Annotated in this window: 14 protein-coding genes; 11 read left to right on the top strand and 3 right to left on the bottom strand. The window is 47.7% G+C overall.

From position 1 onward, the window contains the following. Positions 1-62 precede the first annotated feature (62 nt). The 5 genes from infB (at position 63) to pnp (ending at position 6,796) form a co-directional block, all read left to right on the top strand. Positions 63-2,705, top strand: coding sequence for a translation initiation factor IF-2 (gene infB, locus BST96_RS02085; protein WP_085757097.1), 2,643 nt, complete (start codon positions 63-65; stop codon positions 2,703-2,705). Positions 2,706-2,738: 33 nt separating this feature from the next. Further along, positions 2,739-3,128 carry a 30S ribosome-binding factor RbfA gene (gene rbfA, locus BST96_RS02080; protein ID WP_085757096.1) on the top strand — a complete coding sequence of 130 codons (390 nt, stop codon included), beginning with the start codon at positions 2,739-2,741 and terminating at the stop codon, positions 3,126-3,128. Between the two features lie 5 nt (positions 3,129-3,133). Next, complete coding sequence (gene truB / locus BST96_RS02075; RefSeq protein WP_085757095.1) at positions 3,134-4,093, top strand: tRNA pseudouridine(55) synthase TruB; 960 nt, start codon at positions 3,134-3,136, stop codon at positions 4,091-4,093. A 149-nt stretch (positions 4,094-4,242) separates the two neighbouring features. Further along, positions 4,243-4,512 (top strand): 30S ribosomal protein S15, encoded by a 270-nt coding sequence (gene rpsO / locus BST96_RS02070; protein WP_085757094.1) that lies wholly within the window; start codon positions 4,243-4,245, stop codon positions 4,510-4,512. 163 nt (positions 4,513-4,675) lie between these two features. Continuing rightward, the gene (gene pnp, locus BST96_RS02065) at positions 4,676-6,796 is read left to right on the top strand and encodes a polyribonucleotide nucleotidyltransferase (RefSeq protein WP_085757093.1); all 2,121 of its coding nucleotides are present in this window, start codon (positions 4,676-4,678) and stop codon (positions 6,794-6,796) included. 883 nt (positions 6,797-7,679) lie between these two features. On the opposite strand, the gene BST96_RS02060 is transcribed toward pnp, so the two are convergent. Next, positions 7,680-7,997, bottom strand: a complete 318-nt coding sequence (locus tag BST96_RS02060; protein WP_085757092.1) for a Rieske (2Fe-2S) protein — start codon at positions 7,995-7,997, stop codon at positions 7,680-7,682. Positions 7,998-8,125: 128 nt separating this feature from the next. Further along, a complete protein-coding gene (locus tag BST96_RS02055) occupies positions 8,126-8,401 on the bottom strand; it encodes a TfoX/Sxy family protein (RefSeq protein ID WP_085757091.1) in 276 nt (91 codons plus the stop codon). 102 nt (positions 8,402-8,503) lie between these two features. On the opposite strand from BST96_RS02055, the gene BST96_RS02050 reads away from it, so the two are divergent. Both BST96_RS02050 and BST96_RS02045 read left to right on the top strand, forming a co-directional pair. Then, positions 8,504-9,199 (top strand): M15 family metallopeptidase, encoded by a 696-nt coding sequence (locus BST96_RS02050; RefSeq protein WP_085757090.1) that lies wholly within the window; start codon positions 8,504-8,506, stop codon positions 9,197-9,199. A gap of 280 nt (positions 9,200-9,479) precedes the next feature. Further along, entirely contained in the window at positions 9,480-9,965 is a 486-nt protein-coding gene (locus BST96_RS02045) for a hypothetical protein (RefSeq protein ID WP_085757089.1), read from the top strand. Between the two features lie 86 nt (positions 9,966-10,051). On the opposite strand, the gene ppa is transcribed toward BST96_RS02045, so the two are convergent. Beyond that, on the bottom strand, positions 10,052-10,579 hold the full coding sequence (ppa, locus tag BST96_RS02040; protein WP_085757088.1) for an inorganic diphosphatase: 528 nt from the start codon (positions 10,577-10,579) through the stop codon (positions 10,052-10,054). Positions 10,580-10,765: 186 nt separating this feature from the next. On the opposite strand from ppa, the gene BST96_RS02035 reads away from it, so the two are divergent. The 4 genes from BST96_RS02035 (at position 10,766) to BST96_RS02020 (ending at position 15,321) form a co-directional block, all read left to right on the top strand. Next, positions 10,766-11,041 (top strand): PilZ domain-containing protein, encoded by a 276-nt coding sequence (locus tag BST96_RS02035; RefSeq protein ID WP_206045384.1) that lies wholly within the window; start codon positions 10,766-10,768, stop codon positions 11,039-11,041. Between the two features lie 79 nt (positions 11,042-11,120). Further along, positions 11,121-12,497: a UDP-N-acetylmuramate:L-alanyl-gamma-D-glutamyl-meso-diaminopimelate ligase gene (mpl, locus tag BST96_RS02030; RefSeq protein ID WP_085757086.1), complete on the top strand. Its 1,377-nt coding sequence runs from the start codon at positions 11,121-11,123 to the stop codon at positions 12,495-12,497. 26 nt (positions 12,498-12,523) lie between these two features. Then, positions 12,524-15,064: an efflux RND transporter permease subunit gene (locus tag BST96_RS02025; RefSeq protein WP_206045383.1), complete on the top strand. Its 2,541-nt coding sequence runs from the start codon at positions 12,524-12,526 to the stop codon at positions 15,062-15,064. Continuing rightward, positions 15,061-15,321 carry a YkgJ family cysteine cluster protein gene (locus BST96_RS02020; RefSeq protein WP_085757084.1) on the top strand — a complete coding sequence of 87 codons (261 nt, stop codon included), beginning with the start codon at positions 15,061-15,063 and terminating at the stop codon, positions 15,319-15,321. Before BST96_RS02025 ends, BST96_RS02020 begins: the two co-directional genes overlap by 4 nt.

Below are 15,321 nucleotides of genomic sequence, written 5' to 3'. Positions count from 1 at the left end.
AATATCTCGAATAAACGAGTCGATTGTCGAATTTGTCGAAGAAAGGTACTGGAGAGAACTGAATGGCAGAAGTTACAGTAAGCCAACTAGCCGAAGTAGTTGGCGCACCCGCCGACCGTCTGTTAACGCAGATGAAACAGGCAGGCTTAAAACACACCTCCGTTGATGAGGTGGTGTCAGATGAAGATAAGCAAACTTTGCTGTCGTTCTTGAAGACCAGTCATGGTGAATCAACGGATGCGCCAAAGAAAATTACGCTTAAAAGAAAGACCTTAAGCACGCTAAAAACCAGCGGTAGCCAAGGTCGGAAAACCGTTAATGTAGAAGTACGTAAAAAACGTACCTATGTTAAGCGTGATCCTGCTGAGCTATTAGCAGAAGCTGCTGAAGCAGAGCGCTTGGCGGAAGAAGCAGATGCAGCTGCACCTCAGGAGGCCACCGCGCCAGATGTTGAAGAAGCACCTGTTGAGCCAGTAAAAGTAGAAGAGCCCGTTGCCTCTGTTGATGAGTTTGTAGAAGAAGTTCAGGATAAATCCCAAATGGATCCTGAAGTACTGCGTCAACAAGCTGCAGCCAAACGCAAAGACAAAGAAGCCAAAGACAAAGAATTACAGGAAGCGGCTATTGCCGCTAAGAAAGCCGAACAGGAACGTGCAGAAAAAGCCAAAGTGGCTGATAAACCTGCTGATGAAAAACCTGCTCGTCGTCGTCATGAAGCGCCAGCACCGGCAAAAGAAAAAGACGACGAAATTGCTGACAAGAAAAAGAAAAGAAGCGGCAAGCTTGCGCCCAAAACCCGTGGTAAAAACCGTACCCATAATATCAAAAATGTTGATGCCTTTATGGATGGCGATGGCACCGATAGCCGTGGCCGTCGTAAGCAGAAAGTATTAAAGCTGCCTGAAGGCGCTAAAACCCATGGTTTTGCAAAGCCTGTGGATACCAAGACCGTATTGAATGTAGACGTTCCAGAAGCGGTAACGGTTGCTGAGTTAGCAGCAAAAATGAATGTTAAAGGGGTTGTGGTTGTTAAAGAGCTGATGAAGCTCGGCGTTATGGCGACTATCAACCAAAGCCTTGACCAGGAAACAGCCCAGTTAGTGGTTGAAGAATTAGGTCATACCGTCAACCTGGTTACCGGTCTGGAAATGGAAGAAGAGCTGGAGGATAGCTTAAACCTCCATGAAGGGACGATGGCGGCAAGAGCGCCGGTTGTGACGGTTATGGGTCACGTTGACCACGGTAAAACATCATTACTGGATTATATCCGTGAATCTCGCGTTGCCAGTGGCGAAGCCGGTGGCATTACCCAGCATATCGGTGCCTACCACGTAGAAACCGATAAAGGCATGATCACCTTCCTGGATACACCGGGACACGCCGCGTTTACTGCGATGCGTGCTCGAGGTGCCAAGAGTACCGATATCGTTATCCTGGTGGTTGCCGCTGACGATGGCGTGATGCCACAAACCGAAGAAGCGGTTAAGCATGCTCGTGCTGCTGAAGTACCTTTGGTAGTAGCGGTGAACAAAATTGATAAAGAAGGCGCTGACCCTGATCGTGTTCGTAACGAATTGGCCGCCAAAGATGTAATTCCTGAAGACTGGGGTGGTGATACTCAGTTTATCAATGTCTCTGCCCATTCCGGTGACGGTATTGATGACTTGCTGGAAGCCCTGTTACTACAGGCCGAACTGCTAGAGCTTGAAGCACCAGCAGATATTCCAGGCAAAGGTATTGTGATTGAATCTCGCCTTGATAAGGGCCGGGGTTCTGTTTCGTCGGTATTGGTTCAGGCCGGTACCTTGCGTAAAGGTGATGTGGTATTGGCCGGTCAGCAGTTTGGCCGCGTTCGCGCCATGCTGGATGAAAATGGTAAGCCTATTGATGTGGCAGGCCCCTCTATCCCGGTTGAAATTTTAGGCCTTGATGGTACGCCAAATGCCGGTGATTCTTTTGTGGTGCTGGAAAATGAAAAGCGCGCCCGTGAAATGGCCGAGTTCCGCCAGATTAAAGACCGTGAAGACAAGCTTAAACGTCAGCAGGCGTCCAAACTTGAAAATATGTTTGCCAATATGGGCGAAGAAGAAAGCAAGTCGCTTAATATTGTGGTTAAAGCGGATGTGCGCGGTTCACTGGAAGCGATTCAAAGCTCATTATTAGAAATGGGCAATGATGAAGTTCAGGTTAATATCGTTAGCGGCGGTGTCGGTGGTATTACTGAAACCGATATTACTCTGGCGCTAACGTCTAACGCAGTAGTATTTGGTTTTAACGTCCGTGCTGATGGCGCGGCCCGTAAAGCGGTAGAAGACGAAGGTGTCGATCTGCGTTATTACAGTGTTATTTACGATCTGATCGACGATGTTAAGCAGGCGCTATCAGGTATGTTAAGCCCTGAAATGCGTGAAGAGATTAACGGTACTGCTGAAGTACGTGATGTCTTTAAATCACCGAAATATGGTGCGATTGCCGGTTGTATGGTTATCGATGGTACCTTATATCGCAGCAACCCCATCCGTGTATTACGTGATGATGTAGTGATCTACGAAGGTGAGTTGGAGTCACTGCGTCGCTTTAAAGATGACGTGGCTGAAGTTCGCAACGGTATGGAATGTGGTATCGGTGTGAAGAACTACAACGATGTTAAGCCTGGCGATAAGATCGAAGTGTACGAAGTGAAGGAGTATGCACGTACTCTTTAATCGAGCGCGTGTTATCTCTATAGAGCAAAACTGATGGCTAAAGAATACAGTCGTACGCAACGGGTTGGTGATTTCCTAAAACAGGAACTGGCCAGCCTAATACAGTTTGAAGTGCGTGACCCTCGCGTCGGTATGGTGAGTATTACTGATGTGGAAGTGAGTCGCGATATGTCCCATGCCAAAGTCTTTATGACAGTATTGGGCAAGGATAGTGAAGAGGAAGCCTCCGAGTCTATCGAAGTATTAAATAAGGCCGCGGGCTTTTTACGCACGCAAATTGCAAAAAGCAATAATGCGCGCACTACGCCAAGACTGCGGTTTTATTTTGATAGCAGTGTTGGCCGCGGTCAGCATTTGTCGAATTTAATTGAAAGGGCTGTGTCTGCAGACAAGGCCTTTTCAGATGATGACAAGAGTAGCTAACGACTGTGGCAAAAAAGCGTCGTGGCAGGCCGGTTGATGGCGTCTTAATCGTCGACAAGCCAACAGGTCAAAGCTCAAACCGATCGCTGCAAATTGCCAAGCGATTGTTCTTTGCCCAAAAGGCGGGACATACCGGCAGTTTGGATCCATTGGCTACCGGTGTATTGCCGGTGTGCTTTGGTGAGGCTACCAAGTTTTCCCAGTTTTTACTGGATTCGGATAAGGCGTACCGTAGTACCTTTTTATTCGGAGTGATAACCGCCAGCGGCGATGCTGATGGCGATGTGTTAGAGCAGCGCGATGCCACTGCGGTACGCGAAGCTTGCGTACTGGCACTGCTACCCAAATTTTTGGGCGAGATAGAACAAATACCTTCGATGTTTTCAGCATTAAAACATCAGGGTCAGCCGCTCTATAAATTAGCGCGGCAAGGGTTAGAAGTAGAGCGAAAGGTTCGTCAGGTAACGATTTTTGATATTCGTTTAGACGCTTTTCGCAGTGCAGAGGAAACCGGTGGTCAGCCGGAAGCCGATGTGTATATCCACTGTAGCAAGGGCACCTATGTGCGTTCTATTGCAGAGGACTTAGGTTTAGAGCTGGGTTGTGGTGCTCATGTTAAAAAGCTGCACCGAGTGCAAGCGGGCCCTTTTGCTGAGGCTCAGGCTGTTTCAATTGCAAAACTTGAGGCGCTGGCGGAAAAGGTTGAGGTCGAAGGTTATGATGCCTTGGATGCTTTGTTAGAACCGGCTGATGCAGCGGTTATGCATCTGTCAGAGGTGACCTTGGCAGAGTCTGCGGTATTTTATATGCTGCGAGGTCATGCGGTTTCAGTCGCGGTAATACCCGCCAACTGTGAACCCGGTGACATAGTAAGAATGTACTCTGAGTCGAGAGATTTTATCGGCATTGGAGAAGTGTTAGACGGAGGCCAGGTTGGGCCCAAACGTCTGATAGCGACCAACTAGGTCGTTATGCTGTTAACAGGTGGGGCGTTTTTTAAGCGTGCTATCGGTTGAAATAGCCTGTCTGTAAATATGCACGGTCAGGCTGAATTAAACGGCAAAGTATTAAGATGCTTTGCTTTTTGCATATTAACTTTAATGAGGAAAGAAAAATGGCATTATCAGCCGCTGAGAAATCAGAAGTAGTAAAAGAGTATCAAACTGCAGAAGGCGATACCGGTTCACCAGAAGTGCAGGTTGCACTACTGACAGCCAATATCGAGAAATTGCAGGGTCACTTCGGTGATCACAAGCACGATCACCACTCTCGTCGTGGTTTGATCCGTATGGTTAACCAGCGTCGTAAATTACTGGATTACTTGAAAGGCAAAAATACAGAGCGTTACACCAGCCTGATCAAGCGTTTAGGTTTACGTCGTTAAGTAGTACCGTAAGTAGGACCTTTAAGTAGGTTCAGGCGCCGCAACTGTTTAAGGATGCGGCGCCAATAGTAGTAAAAGTAAGTTGTAAAAGTCGTGAGCCCCGGTGATGTAGGTTGAAGACTCCGGGGCTTTTATTGTTATCCCACAAGGGAGGATTTCTTCAGTGAATCCAGTAAAAAAATCATTTCAATTCGGTGAGCACACCGTAACTCTAGAAACAGGCCGTATTGCTCGTCAAGCTACAGGTGCCGTATTGGTATCTATGGGCGACGTACAGGTACTTTGTACTGTGGTAGCCGCCAAGTCAGCCAAAGAAGGTATGGACTTTTTTCCACTAGGTGTTCATTACCAGGAAAAAGCTTATGCAGTTGGTAAGATTCCCGGTGGTTTCTTCAAGCGTGAAGCGCGTCCTTCTGAAAAAGAAACGCTAACCTCACGTTTAATTGACCGTCCAATTCGTCCGTTATTCCCTAACGGTTTTAAAAATGAAGTACAGGTTGTTTGTACGGTTATGTCTGCGGATACTGAGACTGATCCAGATATCGCAGCTTTGATCGGTACTTCTGCCGCACTCTCTATCTCTGGTGTACCGTTTAATGGCCCAGTGGGTGCAGCCCGTGTTGGTTTTACCGCTGAGCAAGGTTATATCCTTAACCCAAGCTACAGCCAGTTGGCCGAAAGCTCTTTGGATATGGTTGTTGCTGGTACCAGCGATGCCGTATTAATGGTTGAATCAGAAGCTCAAGAGCTAAGCGAAGACCAGATGCTGGGTGCGGTACTTTACGCCCACCAAGAAATGCAGGCTGTTGTTAAAGTGGTTGCTGAATTAGCCGCTGAAGTTGGCAAGCCCCGTTGGGATTGGCAGCCAGAAGAAGAAAATACTGCGCTATTGGCCGCTGTTGCCACAGGCTTTAAGCAGGGCGTTGGTGATGCTTACCGCGTAACTGATAAAGCTGAGCGTTATAGCAAGCTGGGCGATCTTAAGTCTCAAGCGATTGAGCAGCTAGCCTCTGGTGATGACGCTGAATATGCCGCAGGCGATGTTCAGGATGTTTTCAAGAGCTTGGAAAAAAATACTGTTCGCCAGCGTATCCTTAATGGTGAAGCGCGTATCGATGGTCGTGATAGCAGCACCGTTCGCCCCATCAACGTTGAAGTGGGTGTTTTGGATAAGGCACACGGTTCAGCACTATTTACTCGTGGTGAAACTCAGGCGATTGGTGTGACCACTTTAGGGACTACCCGTGACGCACAGTTAATCGACGCCCTTGAAGGTAAGCGCGAAGATAACTTTATGTTGCACTATAACTTCCCTCCTTATTCAGTGGGTGAGTGTGGTCGTATCGGTTTTACCAGCCGTCGTGAAGTTGGTCATGGTCGTTTGGCCCGTCGTGGTGTTGCCGCGGTTCTGCCTAATGCCGAAGACTTCCCATACACTATCCGCGTAGTTTCAGAAATTACTGAATCTAACGGTTCAAGCTCTATGGCCAGTGCCTGTGTTGCCAGCTTGTCGATGATGGAAGCGGGTGTACCGTTGAAAGCGCCTGTTGCTGGTATCGCCATGGGTCTGGTTAAAGAAGGCGAGCGTTTTGCTGTATTGACCGATATCCTGGGTGATGAAGATCACTTGGGTGATATGGACTTTAAAGTGGCTGGTACTGCCGATGGTATTACTGCCCTGCAAATGGATATCAAAATTGAAGGTATCAATGAGCAAATCATGAGCATCGCTTTAGAGCAAGCTCTTGAAGCGCGTCTACATATCCTTGGTCAGATGAATCAGGTACTGAGCGAGTCTCGCACTACCGTATCTGACAACGCTCCAAGCATGGCTACCTTCAAAATCGACAGCGATAAAATCCGCGATGTTATTGGTAAAGGCGGTGCAACTATCCGCTCAATTACTGAAGAAACTGGCGCGACCGTTGATATCGATGATGACGGTACTATCCGTATTTATGGTTCTGATGCTGCGTCCCGTGACGCTGCGGTAGCTAAAGTAGAAGAAATTACTGCTGAAGCTGAAGTCGGTGCTATTTACGAAGGTACGGTTGCCCGTATCGTTGATTTTGGTGCCTTTGTTAATATCCTGCCGGGTAAAGACGGTCTGGTACACATCTCACAAATCTCTCAGGAGCGTGTTGAGAAAGTGACCGACTACTTATCAGAAGGTCAGGTTATTAAAGTTAAAGTACTGGACGTTGACCAACGCGGTCGTATTAAGCTGTCTATGAAAGAATTGGAAGAAGCGGCACCTGCTGCTGACGATTCTGCTGCAGAGTAATTGCTACTGCAAATAATCAAGGGAGCCATTGGCTCCCTTTTTTGTGTCTATCATTCCTGTCAGGCGCGGTCATGCTGGCGAAGGCGTATTATAATGCTCTAGATAAGGCGACTCCGGGGTGGGCTTGGTGGATTGTAATCCACCCTACATGGTTGGTTGTGTCTATCATTCCTGCCAGGCGCGGTCATTCTGGCGAAGGCGTATTATAATGCTCTAGATAAGGCGACTCCGGGGTGGGCTTGGTGGATTGTAATCCACCCTACATGGTTGGTTGTGTCTATCATTCCTGCCAGGCGCGGTCATGCTGGCGAAGGCGTATTATAATGCTCTAGATAAGGCGACTCCGGGGTGGGCTTGGTGGATTGTAATCCACCCTACATGGTTGGTTGTGTCTATCATTCCTGCCAGGCGCGGTCATTCTGGCGAAGGCGTATTATAATGCTCTAGATAAGGCGACTCCGGGGTGGGCTTGGTGGATTGTAATCCACCCTACATGGTTGGTTGTGTCTATCATTCCTGCCAGGCGCCGTCATTCTGGCGAAGGCGTATTATAATGCTCTAGATAAGGCGACTCCGGGATGGGCTTGGTGGATTGTAATCCACCCTACATGGTTGGTTGTGTCTATCATTCCTGCCAGGCGCGGTCATGCTGGCGAAGGCGTATTATAATGCTCTAGATAAGGCGACTCCGGGGTGGCTTTGGTGGATTGTAATCCACCCTACATGGTTGGTTGTGTCTATCATTCCTGCTAGGCGCGGTCATTTTGGCGAAGGCGTATTATAATGCTCTAGATAAGGTCAAGCCCGTAGGGTGGATTATAATCCACCGTTGATGACTGCTCCGGGCAGTAATGGGCGAAGGCGGTAATGACGGTGCTATTGTTTAAGTGGATAAGCTAATCTGCCCATCAATAATCTCAAAAGCTACCGCTTGTAATTGCTGCCCCTGGCAAGGCCCGGAAACACACTCCCCATCTTCAATTAAAAACAACGCGCCGTGGGTAGAGCATTGAATTAACATACCATCCATATCCAAAAACTTATCCTGTTGCCAATTTAACTCAACTCCCAAATGTGGGCAGCTATTGCGATAGAGGTAGATCTGGCCGCCTTTTTTAACCGCAAAAAAAGTGTCGTTATCGACGTTAAAACCTTTGGACTGCTCATCGGCAATATCATCGATATGGCATAGGGTTGTCATAGACAGTAGCTCGTTACAAAAGTTATTGTTCTGCCAATATTGTTTTGGCAATATTGTTCTTGGCAAGATTGTCGTGCGCAGTGGTGCTGAGCGTCAAGGGAAAACAGCACGGTAGGATATGTGCGGTATTAAGCCGTTTTTGAACTATTGCCCAGACTCTCTGCCTGTTGCAGCAATTCCTGTTTGGTCTGGTTGTCCAGGTCGTTCCAGTGAGTGTCGGTCATAGCGCCATGCAGAGCGTATAACAGTACTTTAGATACACGAATACCACGGCCTTTAATTTCGCTATAAGCCTCTACAGCCCCTTTTTTCTGGAGGTCTTCCCGGCTTTGTACGCCAATAGCACGTAACCAGTTAATAGAGGTATTACCCAAGTTTTTGAGTTCCAGCAAATCGCTTTGCATGCTTGTTCCCTGGTATGTTGTTATTATTAGTTTGAATATATTGAATTCTTATAATATATATTTTTTCATAGATCAATCAACTATTAATTATTGGCGACCCATATGCGGCCTTTAGCGGACACTATTTATGGTTTGGATCAGAGCAGCATCGACTTTGCGTTGGAGGGCTGTGGCCTTCACCGTGATGTGATTAAGCCGTTCCAACAGTTGCAGCAGCAGGCTAAACAAGCGGGCTTTGAGTTGGTCATTGCCAGTGGCTATAGAAATTATGAAAGGCAGTTGCTGATATGGAATGCCAAAGCCAGTGGCAAGCGCCCGGTGCTCGATAGCAACGGTGAGCCGCTGGATATGACGCAGTTAGATCCATGGCAACAAGTTCAGGCTATTCTGCGCTGGTCGGCCCTGCCCGGGGCATCCCGGCACCACTGGGGCACGGATATGGATATTTATGACCGCGCTGCGGTGGCCGATGATTATCAGCTACAGCTAACCACGGCAGAAACGGTAGGGGATGGTCCCTTTGCGCCATTGCACGGCTGGTTAGATCGGCAGATAAACACGGACAAAGCGCAGGGTTTCTTTCGACCCTATCAATCTGATATCGGCGGCATTGCACCTGAACGCTGGCACTTAAGTTATGCGCCGTTGTCGTCGCAGTACCAGCGTGCCTTTAGCATAGATGAATTGATTGCTATTATTAAGGCACAGCCCATCGCTTTAAAAGATGTGGTGTTGGAAAATATAAGCTCTATTTTTCATCGTTATATTGATGTCCCTATCGACAATTATCCACACTGAGTTCACGTGTTTAATTAGCCAGAATCCAATAAAATATTAGTAAGAGTCCTGCGCTAGTTGTAATGCTGTACTCACCCAATAATAGTCATACTTCGGGTCCATTACTGATTTCACTTTTCATTATTACTATTTATACTCCTTACATCTAAGCTATTTATTGTTCTTTTTTCAATAAATATTTTGGGCGTAGTTTTTGGAAAATATTCGAATCGTCGAATATTAATTTCACAGGGCAGTGATGTATTGTCTCGCTGCTTTGTCATTAAAGGAGTGATGCAAGGTGAGTATTAAATTATTAGATAATGAAGCCTTTTATGGATACCGCGTTCGCCGTACAGTGAATGGAAAATTGTATCAGGAATATTTCTCACTGAAAAAAAACAGTAGGCGTATGGGGCCGCGGCTACAAAAGCAGATTGAGCGGGAAGCTATTGCTCGTGATGAAGAATTAATTCAAGAGCAGAAACGTGTTAAAAAACTGCTAAAAGCACACCGTTGTTTTAATCCTGATGGCTCGGTCAAAGGGATTAGTTATTTATATAAAACCGAGAAGAGCGGATCGGTAACCCCGATTTTTCAAGTGGGCATTGCCTCCGAGTTAGAAAATAAAATATTTTGTACCAGTTTTTCGATCAAGGCGCACGGTAAAGAAGAGGCGTGGGTGCAAGCCGTCAATGCCTACGCAAAACATAAGTTGATTAATAAAAATACCAAATTATATAAAAAATTAATCAGCTCGTCGCCGAAGAAAGCCAGAGAAAAATAATGTCTGTTCTGTTAATAGCCAGGCAATAAAAAACCGGACATAGAATCCGGTTTTTATTGCTTGGAACTTGAGGTCAAATCGTCAGCTTAGCCCTTATAGGCTTCCGCTGATTTCATGATTTCAGCTTTGGCCGCTTCACTGCCAGCCCAGCCGTCAACTTTAACCCACTTACCTTTTTCCAAATCTTTGTAGTTTTCAAAGAAGTGCTCAATTTGCTGGATCAATAATTCCGGCAAATCAGAAGGCTCTTTAACGTCCTGATAGATGGTTGATAGCTTGTCATGCGGAACGGCTAATAATTTAGCGTCCTGACCAGCTTCGTCACTCATATTCAGGATACCGATAGGGCGGCTGCGAATCACAGAGCCTGGAGCTACTGGGTATGGCGTAACAACCAGTACATCCAGCGGGTCGCCATCTTCAGATAAGGTGTTAGAGATATAGCCGTAGTTAGCCGGGTAAAACATAGGCGTGGCCATAAAGCGGTCTACCAGCAGGCAATCCATATCTTTATCAATTTCATATTTGATGGGGTCGTGGTTGGCCGGGATTTCAATAACGACATAAATATCGTTAGGCAGGTCTTTACCTGCGGGGATAGTGTTAAAGCTCATGATTGGTGTCCAGATTACAGTAAATAAACAGATTGTGGTCAAAATTAGCAGGCGCGATTATAAACTGACCAGCGAGGAATACCAATTATTCTGGCAAGATTGGCTAAATCATTGAATCTATTGCCGTTTGTTGGGTCTATGCTAACCTTAGCAAGAGATTTTAAGTTCAAATACAAGGAAATAGCAGTGTCCGGCAGCAATAAACGTGAACATGTCAGAACCAAGCTACGTGCAGATGTAACAGTGTCCCATCCGGAGCTGGGCGACCTCAATCTCCATACCGGGGATATTTCAGATGGTGGCGCTTATATCTTATCGGAAGGTCATCAGCTGCCACCCATTGGGGAAATGGTCAGTGTCCAGGTTCAGGGCATGGGGGGCGGAGATGCTCCCGTTGTAAAAATGAAAGTGGTACGGCTGGATAATGATGGTGTAGGCCTGGCCTTCGTCAACGAAGAATAAGCGTGTCTCAATAGTTGGCCAGTGTTACTATCAGCGCCAATAACAATATTAGCTATCCGATAGAGAACAAGGGCCGTTAATGCATATCCATATTCTGGGTATTTGTGGAACTTTTATGGGCGGGCTGGCCATTCTGGCTCGCCAGCTGGGCCATACCGTCACCGGTTCCGATACCAATGTTTACCCTCCCATGAGCACCCAGTTGGAGCAGCAGGGTATAAGCCTGACTCAGGGCTATGATGCGGCCCAGTTAGACCCCGCACCGGATTTGGTAGTGGTGGGCAATGCCATGTCTCGCGGCAACCCCGCGGTCGAATATATGCTGGATAGGGGGCTTCGCTATACTTCTGGCCCGCAGTGGCTGTCTGAGCATTTATTACAGGACCGCTGGGTACTCGCGGCAGCCGGTACACACGGTAAAACCACTACCAGCAGTATGCTGGCCTGGATTCTGCAATATGCCGGTATGAAACCGGGCTATTTGATAGGCGGAGTACCCGGTAACTTTGGTGTATCGGCCGCGCTGGGGGATTCAGCATTCTTTGTGATTGAGGCGGATGAATACGACAGTGCTTTTTTTGATAAGCGTTCCAAATTTGTCCACTACCGCCCACGCACCGCCATTCTGAATAATCTTGAGTTTGACCATGCGGATATCTTTGAAGATCTGGCCGCTATTCAAAAACAGTTTCATCATTTAGTCAGAATTATTCCAGGTAACGGCCGGGTAATTGTCCCTGCGGGTGATAACAACTTGCAGCAGGTACTGGATCAGGGGTTGTGGTCAGAGCTGGAAAAAACCTCATTAAGCGATGAGTCAGCACAGTGGTTAGCCAAAACCAATAAGGCCGATGGCAGTGATTTTGATGTCTTGTTTGAGGGTGCAGTTCAGGGCACCGTCCAGTGGTCAAATACCGGCGAACATAATATCAATAACGCGCTGGCTGCAGTAGCAGCGGCAAGACATGTGGGTGTGACTCCAGCCATTGCTATCGAAGCTCTGGGGCAGTTTGAAGGGGTTAAGCGGCGCATGGAGCTAATCTTTAATGACTGTGGCATTCTGGTCTATGACGACTTTGCCCATCACCCCAGCGCCATAGAAACTACGCTGGCAGGCTTGCGGGCGCAGGTCAACGAGCAGTCGGGTGAGCAACGCATTATTGCGGTGATTGAGCCTCGTTCCAATACCATGCGTCTGGGTAGTCATCTGGATCGCTTGGCAGAAGTGACCGCGCTGGCTGATCAGGTTATCTGGTACCAGCCGGAAGGTTTGGATTGGTCTTTACAGTCTGTGGTCGATAGCAGCCAGGGCAGGGCCATTATTAGTGATTCTATCTCGTCCATTGTCGAGCAATTGGCAGCAGACAGTGTTGCCGGTGATCATATTGTGATTATGAGCAATGGCGGTTTTGGTGGTATCCACCAGTTATTAACGACGGCGTTAGCCGGGCAGTAACGGAAACAATACTAAGGATATTTTTAGTGCGTAATCTTTTTTCAATCTACGAAACATTGGTACTGCGGCGTCCCTTGCTCGCTCTATTATTCTCATTAGCGCTGATCGGCTGGTTGGCAAGTCATATTCCCAATTTTAAACTGGATGCCTCCGCCGATGCGTTGGTGTTAGAAGGGGACCAGTCACTTAAATATTACCGGGAAATCAGCACCCGCTATGCCTCGGAAGATTTTTTATTAGTGACCTATCAACCCAAGCAGGATTTACTGTCCAGTCCGGTATTGGCTGAGCTGGATAAGCTACGTAACGATCTGGCGTCCCTTGAAGGTGTCTCTTCGGTTACCACCATTCTCGATGTGCCGCTATTGGCAAGCCCTCAGGTCAGTTTTGATGATGTCACCGATGGCAAGATAGGCAGCCTGCGCAACCCGGCTATTGATAAAGCACTGGTCCGCAAAGAACTGGCGCAAAGCCCCATTTATAAAAACCTGCTAACCAGTAGCGATGGCCAGACCACCGCCCTGCAAGTCAATCTGGTACGGGATGAAAAATACTATGCCTTGCAAGCCCTGCGTGATCAATTGCGGGAGCAGCAAGCTGATAAGGGCAGTAACCCGGCCCTTGAGGCAGAATTGGATGAGGTTATTCAACAGCTGCGCGACCATACGGTTAAGGCTAACGACAAACAATCGATCCTGGTGGACAAAGCCCGCGCGGTGATCGAGAACTATCGCGATAATGCCACCTTGTTTCTCGGTGGTGTGCCGATGATTGCCACCGATATGATCAACTTTGTAAAAAGTGATCTGGTGGTCTTTGGTATTGGTATTGTGACCTTTATTATCGTCACCATGTCAGTGATTTTCAGGCATGCGGTATGGGTGGTTCTGCCACTGCTGTCCTGTGTTTTATCTGCCACCTTTATGCTGGGTTTAATTACCTTGCTGGATTGGCGGATGACCGTTATCTCCTCCAACTTTGTAGCCATACTGCTGATTATCTCCCTGTCTATCGCCATTCATTTGGTTGTGCGCTACCGGGAGCTGCTAGCCGCCAACCCGGAGCAGGAGCAGCGAGAGCTGGTAAAAAATGCTACCTTCCTGATGATCAAACCGTGTATCTATACCACCTTAACCACCATCGTCGCCTTTGCCTCTCTGGTGGTTAGTGGTATTCGACCCGTGATCGACTTCGGTTGGATGATGACGGTCGGTGTCACGGCATCTCTGGCGATTACTTTTATTGTATTGCCTACCGGCTTATTGCTTTGGGGCAAACCCTCAAGTATTCCATCCAATAATAGTGATAGTGCAACCACAACGCGTTTTGCGGCTTTTACTGAAGGGCATGGTTCGCTGATTTTATGGGGCGGGGCATTGCTGGCTGTGCTCAGTGTCTTTGGGATGAGCCAACTCAAAGTAGAAAACCGCTTTATCGACTACTTTCACGATACCACTGAAATTTATCAGGGTATGGAAGTCATCGATGCAGAGCTCGGTGGCACTATTCCACTGGAAGTGATTATTGATGCTGCGCCTGAGCCAGAGATTGATGTTATCGCTGATAATACTGTGGTGGACGATGGCAGCTTCGATGAGTTTGACGATGATGGCTTTGGTGATGATGACTTTAGTGATGACTTTGCTGATGACGAGGCCGTTGAGCCGAGTTATTGGTTTAACCGAGCAGGGCTAAATCGTATTGAACAAGTACACGATTATCTCGATTCATTACCAGAAACAGGCAAAGTCTTATCCCTGGCAACCCCCTATAAAGTATTGCGCACCATCGCCAGCGGTGTGGATGATATCCAGTTGGCATTAATTCAGCGCGCTTTACCCGAAGATATCAATGATATCCTGGTACACCCTTACTTAAATGAAGAGATTGATCAAACCCGTATCACCGTCAGGGTGATGGAGACCAGCCGCACCTTGAGGCGCGATGAGCTATTGACCCAGGTGCGTGGGCATTTGGTGAATGAGTTGGGTTTTGAGGAAGATCAGGTCCACCTGACCGGTATGCTGGTGCTGTATAACAATATGTTACAGAGCCTGTACCGCTCACAAATTCTGACCCTTGGTGCAGTATTTATTGCCATTCTGGCGATGTTTATCGTTTTATTCCGTTCACTGTCGATTGCCTTAATCGCCTTGGCGCCGAATATTTTGGCGGCGGGTATGGTGCTGGGCGGGATGGGCTTGGCCGGTATTCCACTGGATATTATGACGGTAACTATCGCCGCTATTTCGGTGGGGATAGCGGTTGACGATACCATTCACTATGTACACCGTTTCCGCAGTGAATTTGCCAAAGACCAGAACTATCTGGCGACGATGTACCGCTGCCACGGCTCCATTGGTAAGGCCATGTTCTATACCTCAGTCATTATAGTGATTGGTTTTTCTGTGCTGGCGCTGTCCAATTTTAACCCCAGTATTTATTTTGGATTGTTAACCGGTATGGCTATGTTTGCTGCCTTAATGGGCGCGTTATTATTACTGCCACAACTCCTGATTACCTTTAAACCGCTTGGTCCCAATGTCGAGCTTGCTAAAGACCAATGACCTTCGAGTGTCGGCAGCATTGCGGCGCCTGCTGTATAGCGCCTTCTATCAACGGGCCTATTCCCGGTATGCCGGCGGGTAAGCCAGCCGGGGTGCGCTGCGTTAATCTGGATGATAGCTACCGTTGCACATTATTTGGCCGGCCTGAGCGGCCTTTACTGTGCGCACAGTTTATGGCTGAAGCGTCAGTCTGTGGTGATAGCCGTGATCAGGCGTTGGCACTGATTGGCTCACTAGAGCAGGCTACGGAGTCCTAA

It is taken from the genome of Oceanicoccus sagamiensis (assembly GCF_002117105.1).
Lineage (GTDB): Bacteria > Pseudomonadota > Gammaproteobacteria > Pseudomonadales > Dasaniaceae > Oceanicoccus > Oceanicoccus sagamiensis.
This window is presented reverse-complemented; position numbering and strand designations above follow the sequence as displayed.

Excerpts from the sequence above, each read along its gene's own strand:
- infB (WP_085757097.1), top strand. The coding sequence starts at position 63 with ATGGCAGAAGTTACAGTAAGCCAACTAGCCGAAGTAGTTGGCGCACCC.
- rbfA (WP_085757096.1), top strand. The coding sequence starts at position 2,739 with ATGGCTAAAGAATACAGTCGTACGCAACGGGTTGGTGATTTCCTAAAA.
- rpsO (WP_085757094.1), top strand. The coding sequence starts at position 4,243 with ATGGCATTATCAGCCGCTGAGAAATCAGAAGTAGTAAAAGAGTATCAA.
- BST96_RS02060 (WP_085757092.1), bottom strand. The coding sequence starts at position 7,997 with ATGACAACCCTATGCCATATCGATGATATTGCCGATGAGCAGTCCAAA.
- BST96_RS02055 (WP_085757091.1), bottom strand. The coding sequence starts at position 8,401 with ATGCAAAGCGATTTGCTGGAACTCAAAAACTTGGGTAATACCTCTATT.
- BST96_RS02050 (WP_085757090.1), top strand. The coding sequence starts at position 8,504 with ATGCGGCCTTTAGCGGACACTATTTATGGTTTGGATCAGAGCAGCATC.
- ppa (WP_085757088.1), bottom strand. The coding sequence starts at position 10,579 with ATGAGCTTTAACACTATCCCCGCAGGTAAAGACCTGCCTAACGATATT.
- mpl (WP_085757086.1), top strand. The coding sequence starts at position 11,121 with ATGCATATCCATATTCTGGGTATTTGTGGAACTTTTATGGGCGGGCTG.
- BST96_RS02020 (WP_085757084.1), top strand. The coding sequence starts at position 15,061 with ATGACCTTCGAGTGTCGGCAGCATTGCGGCGCCTGCTGTATAGCGCCT.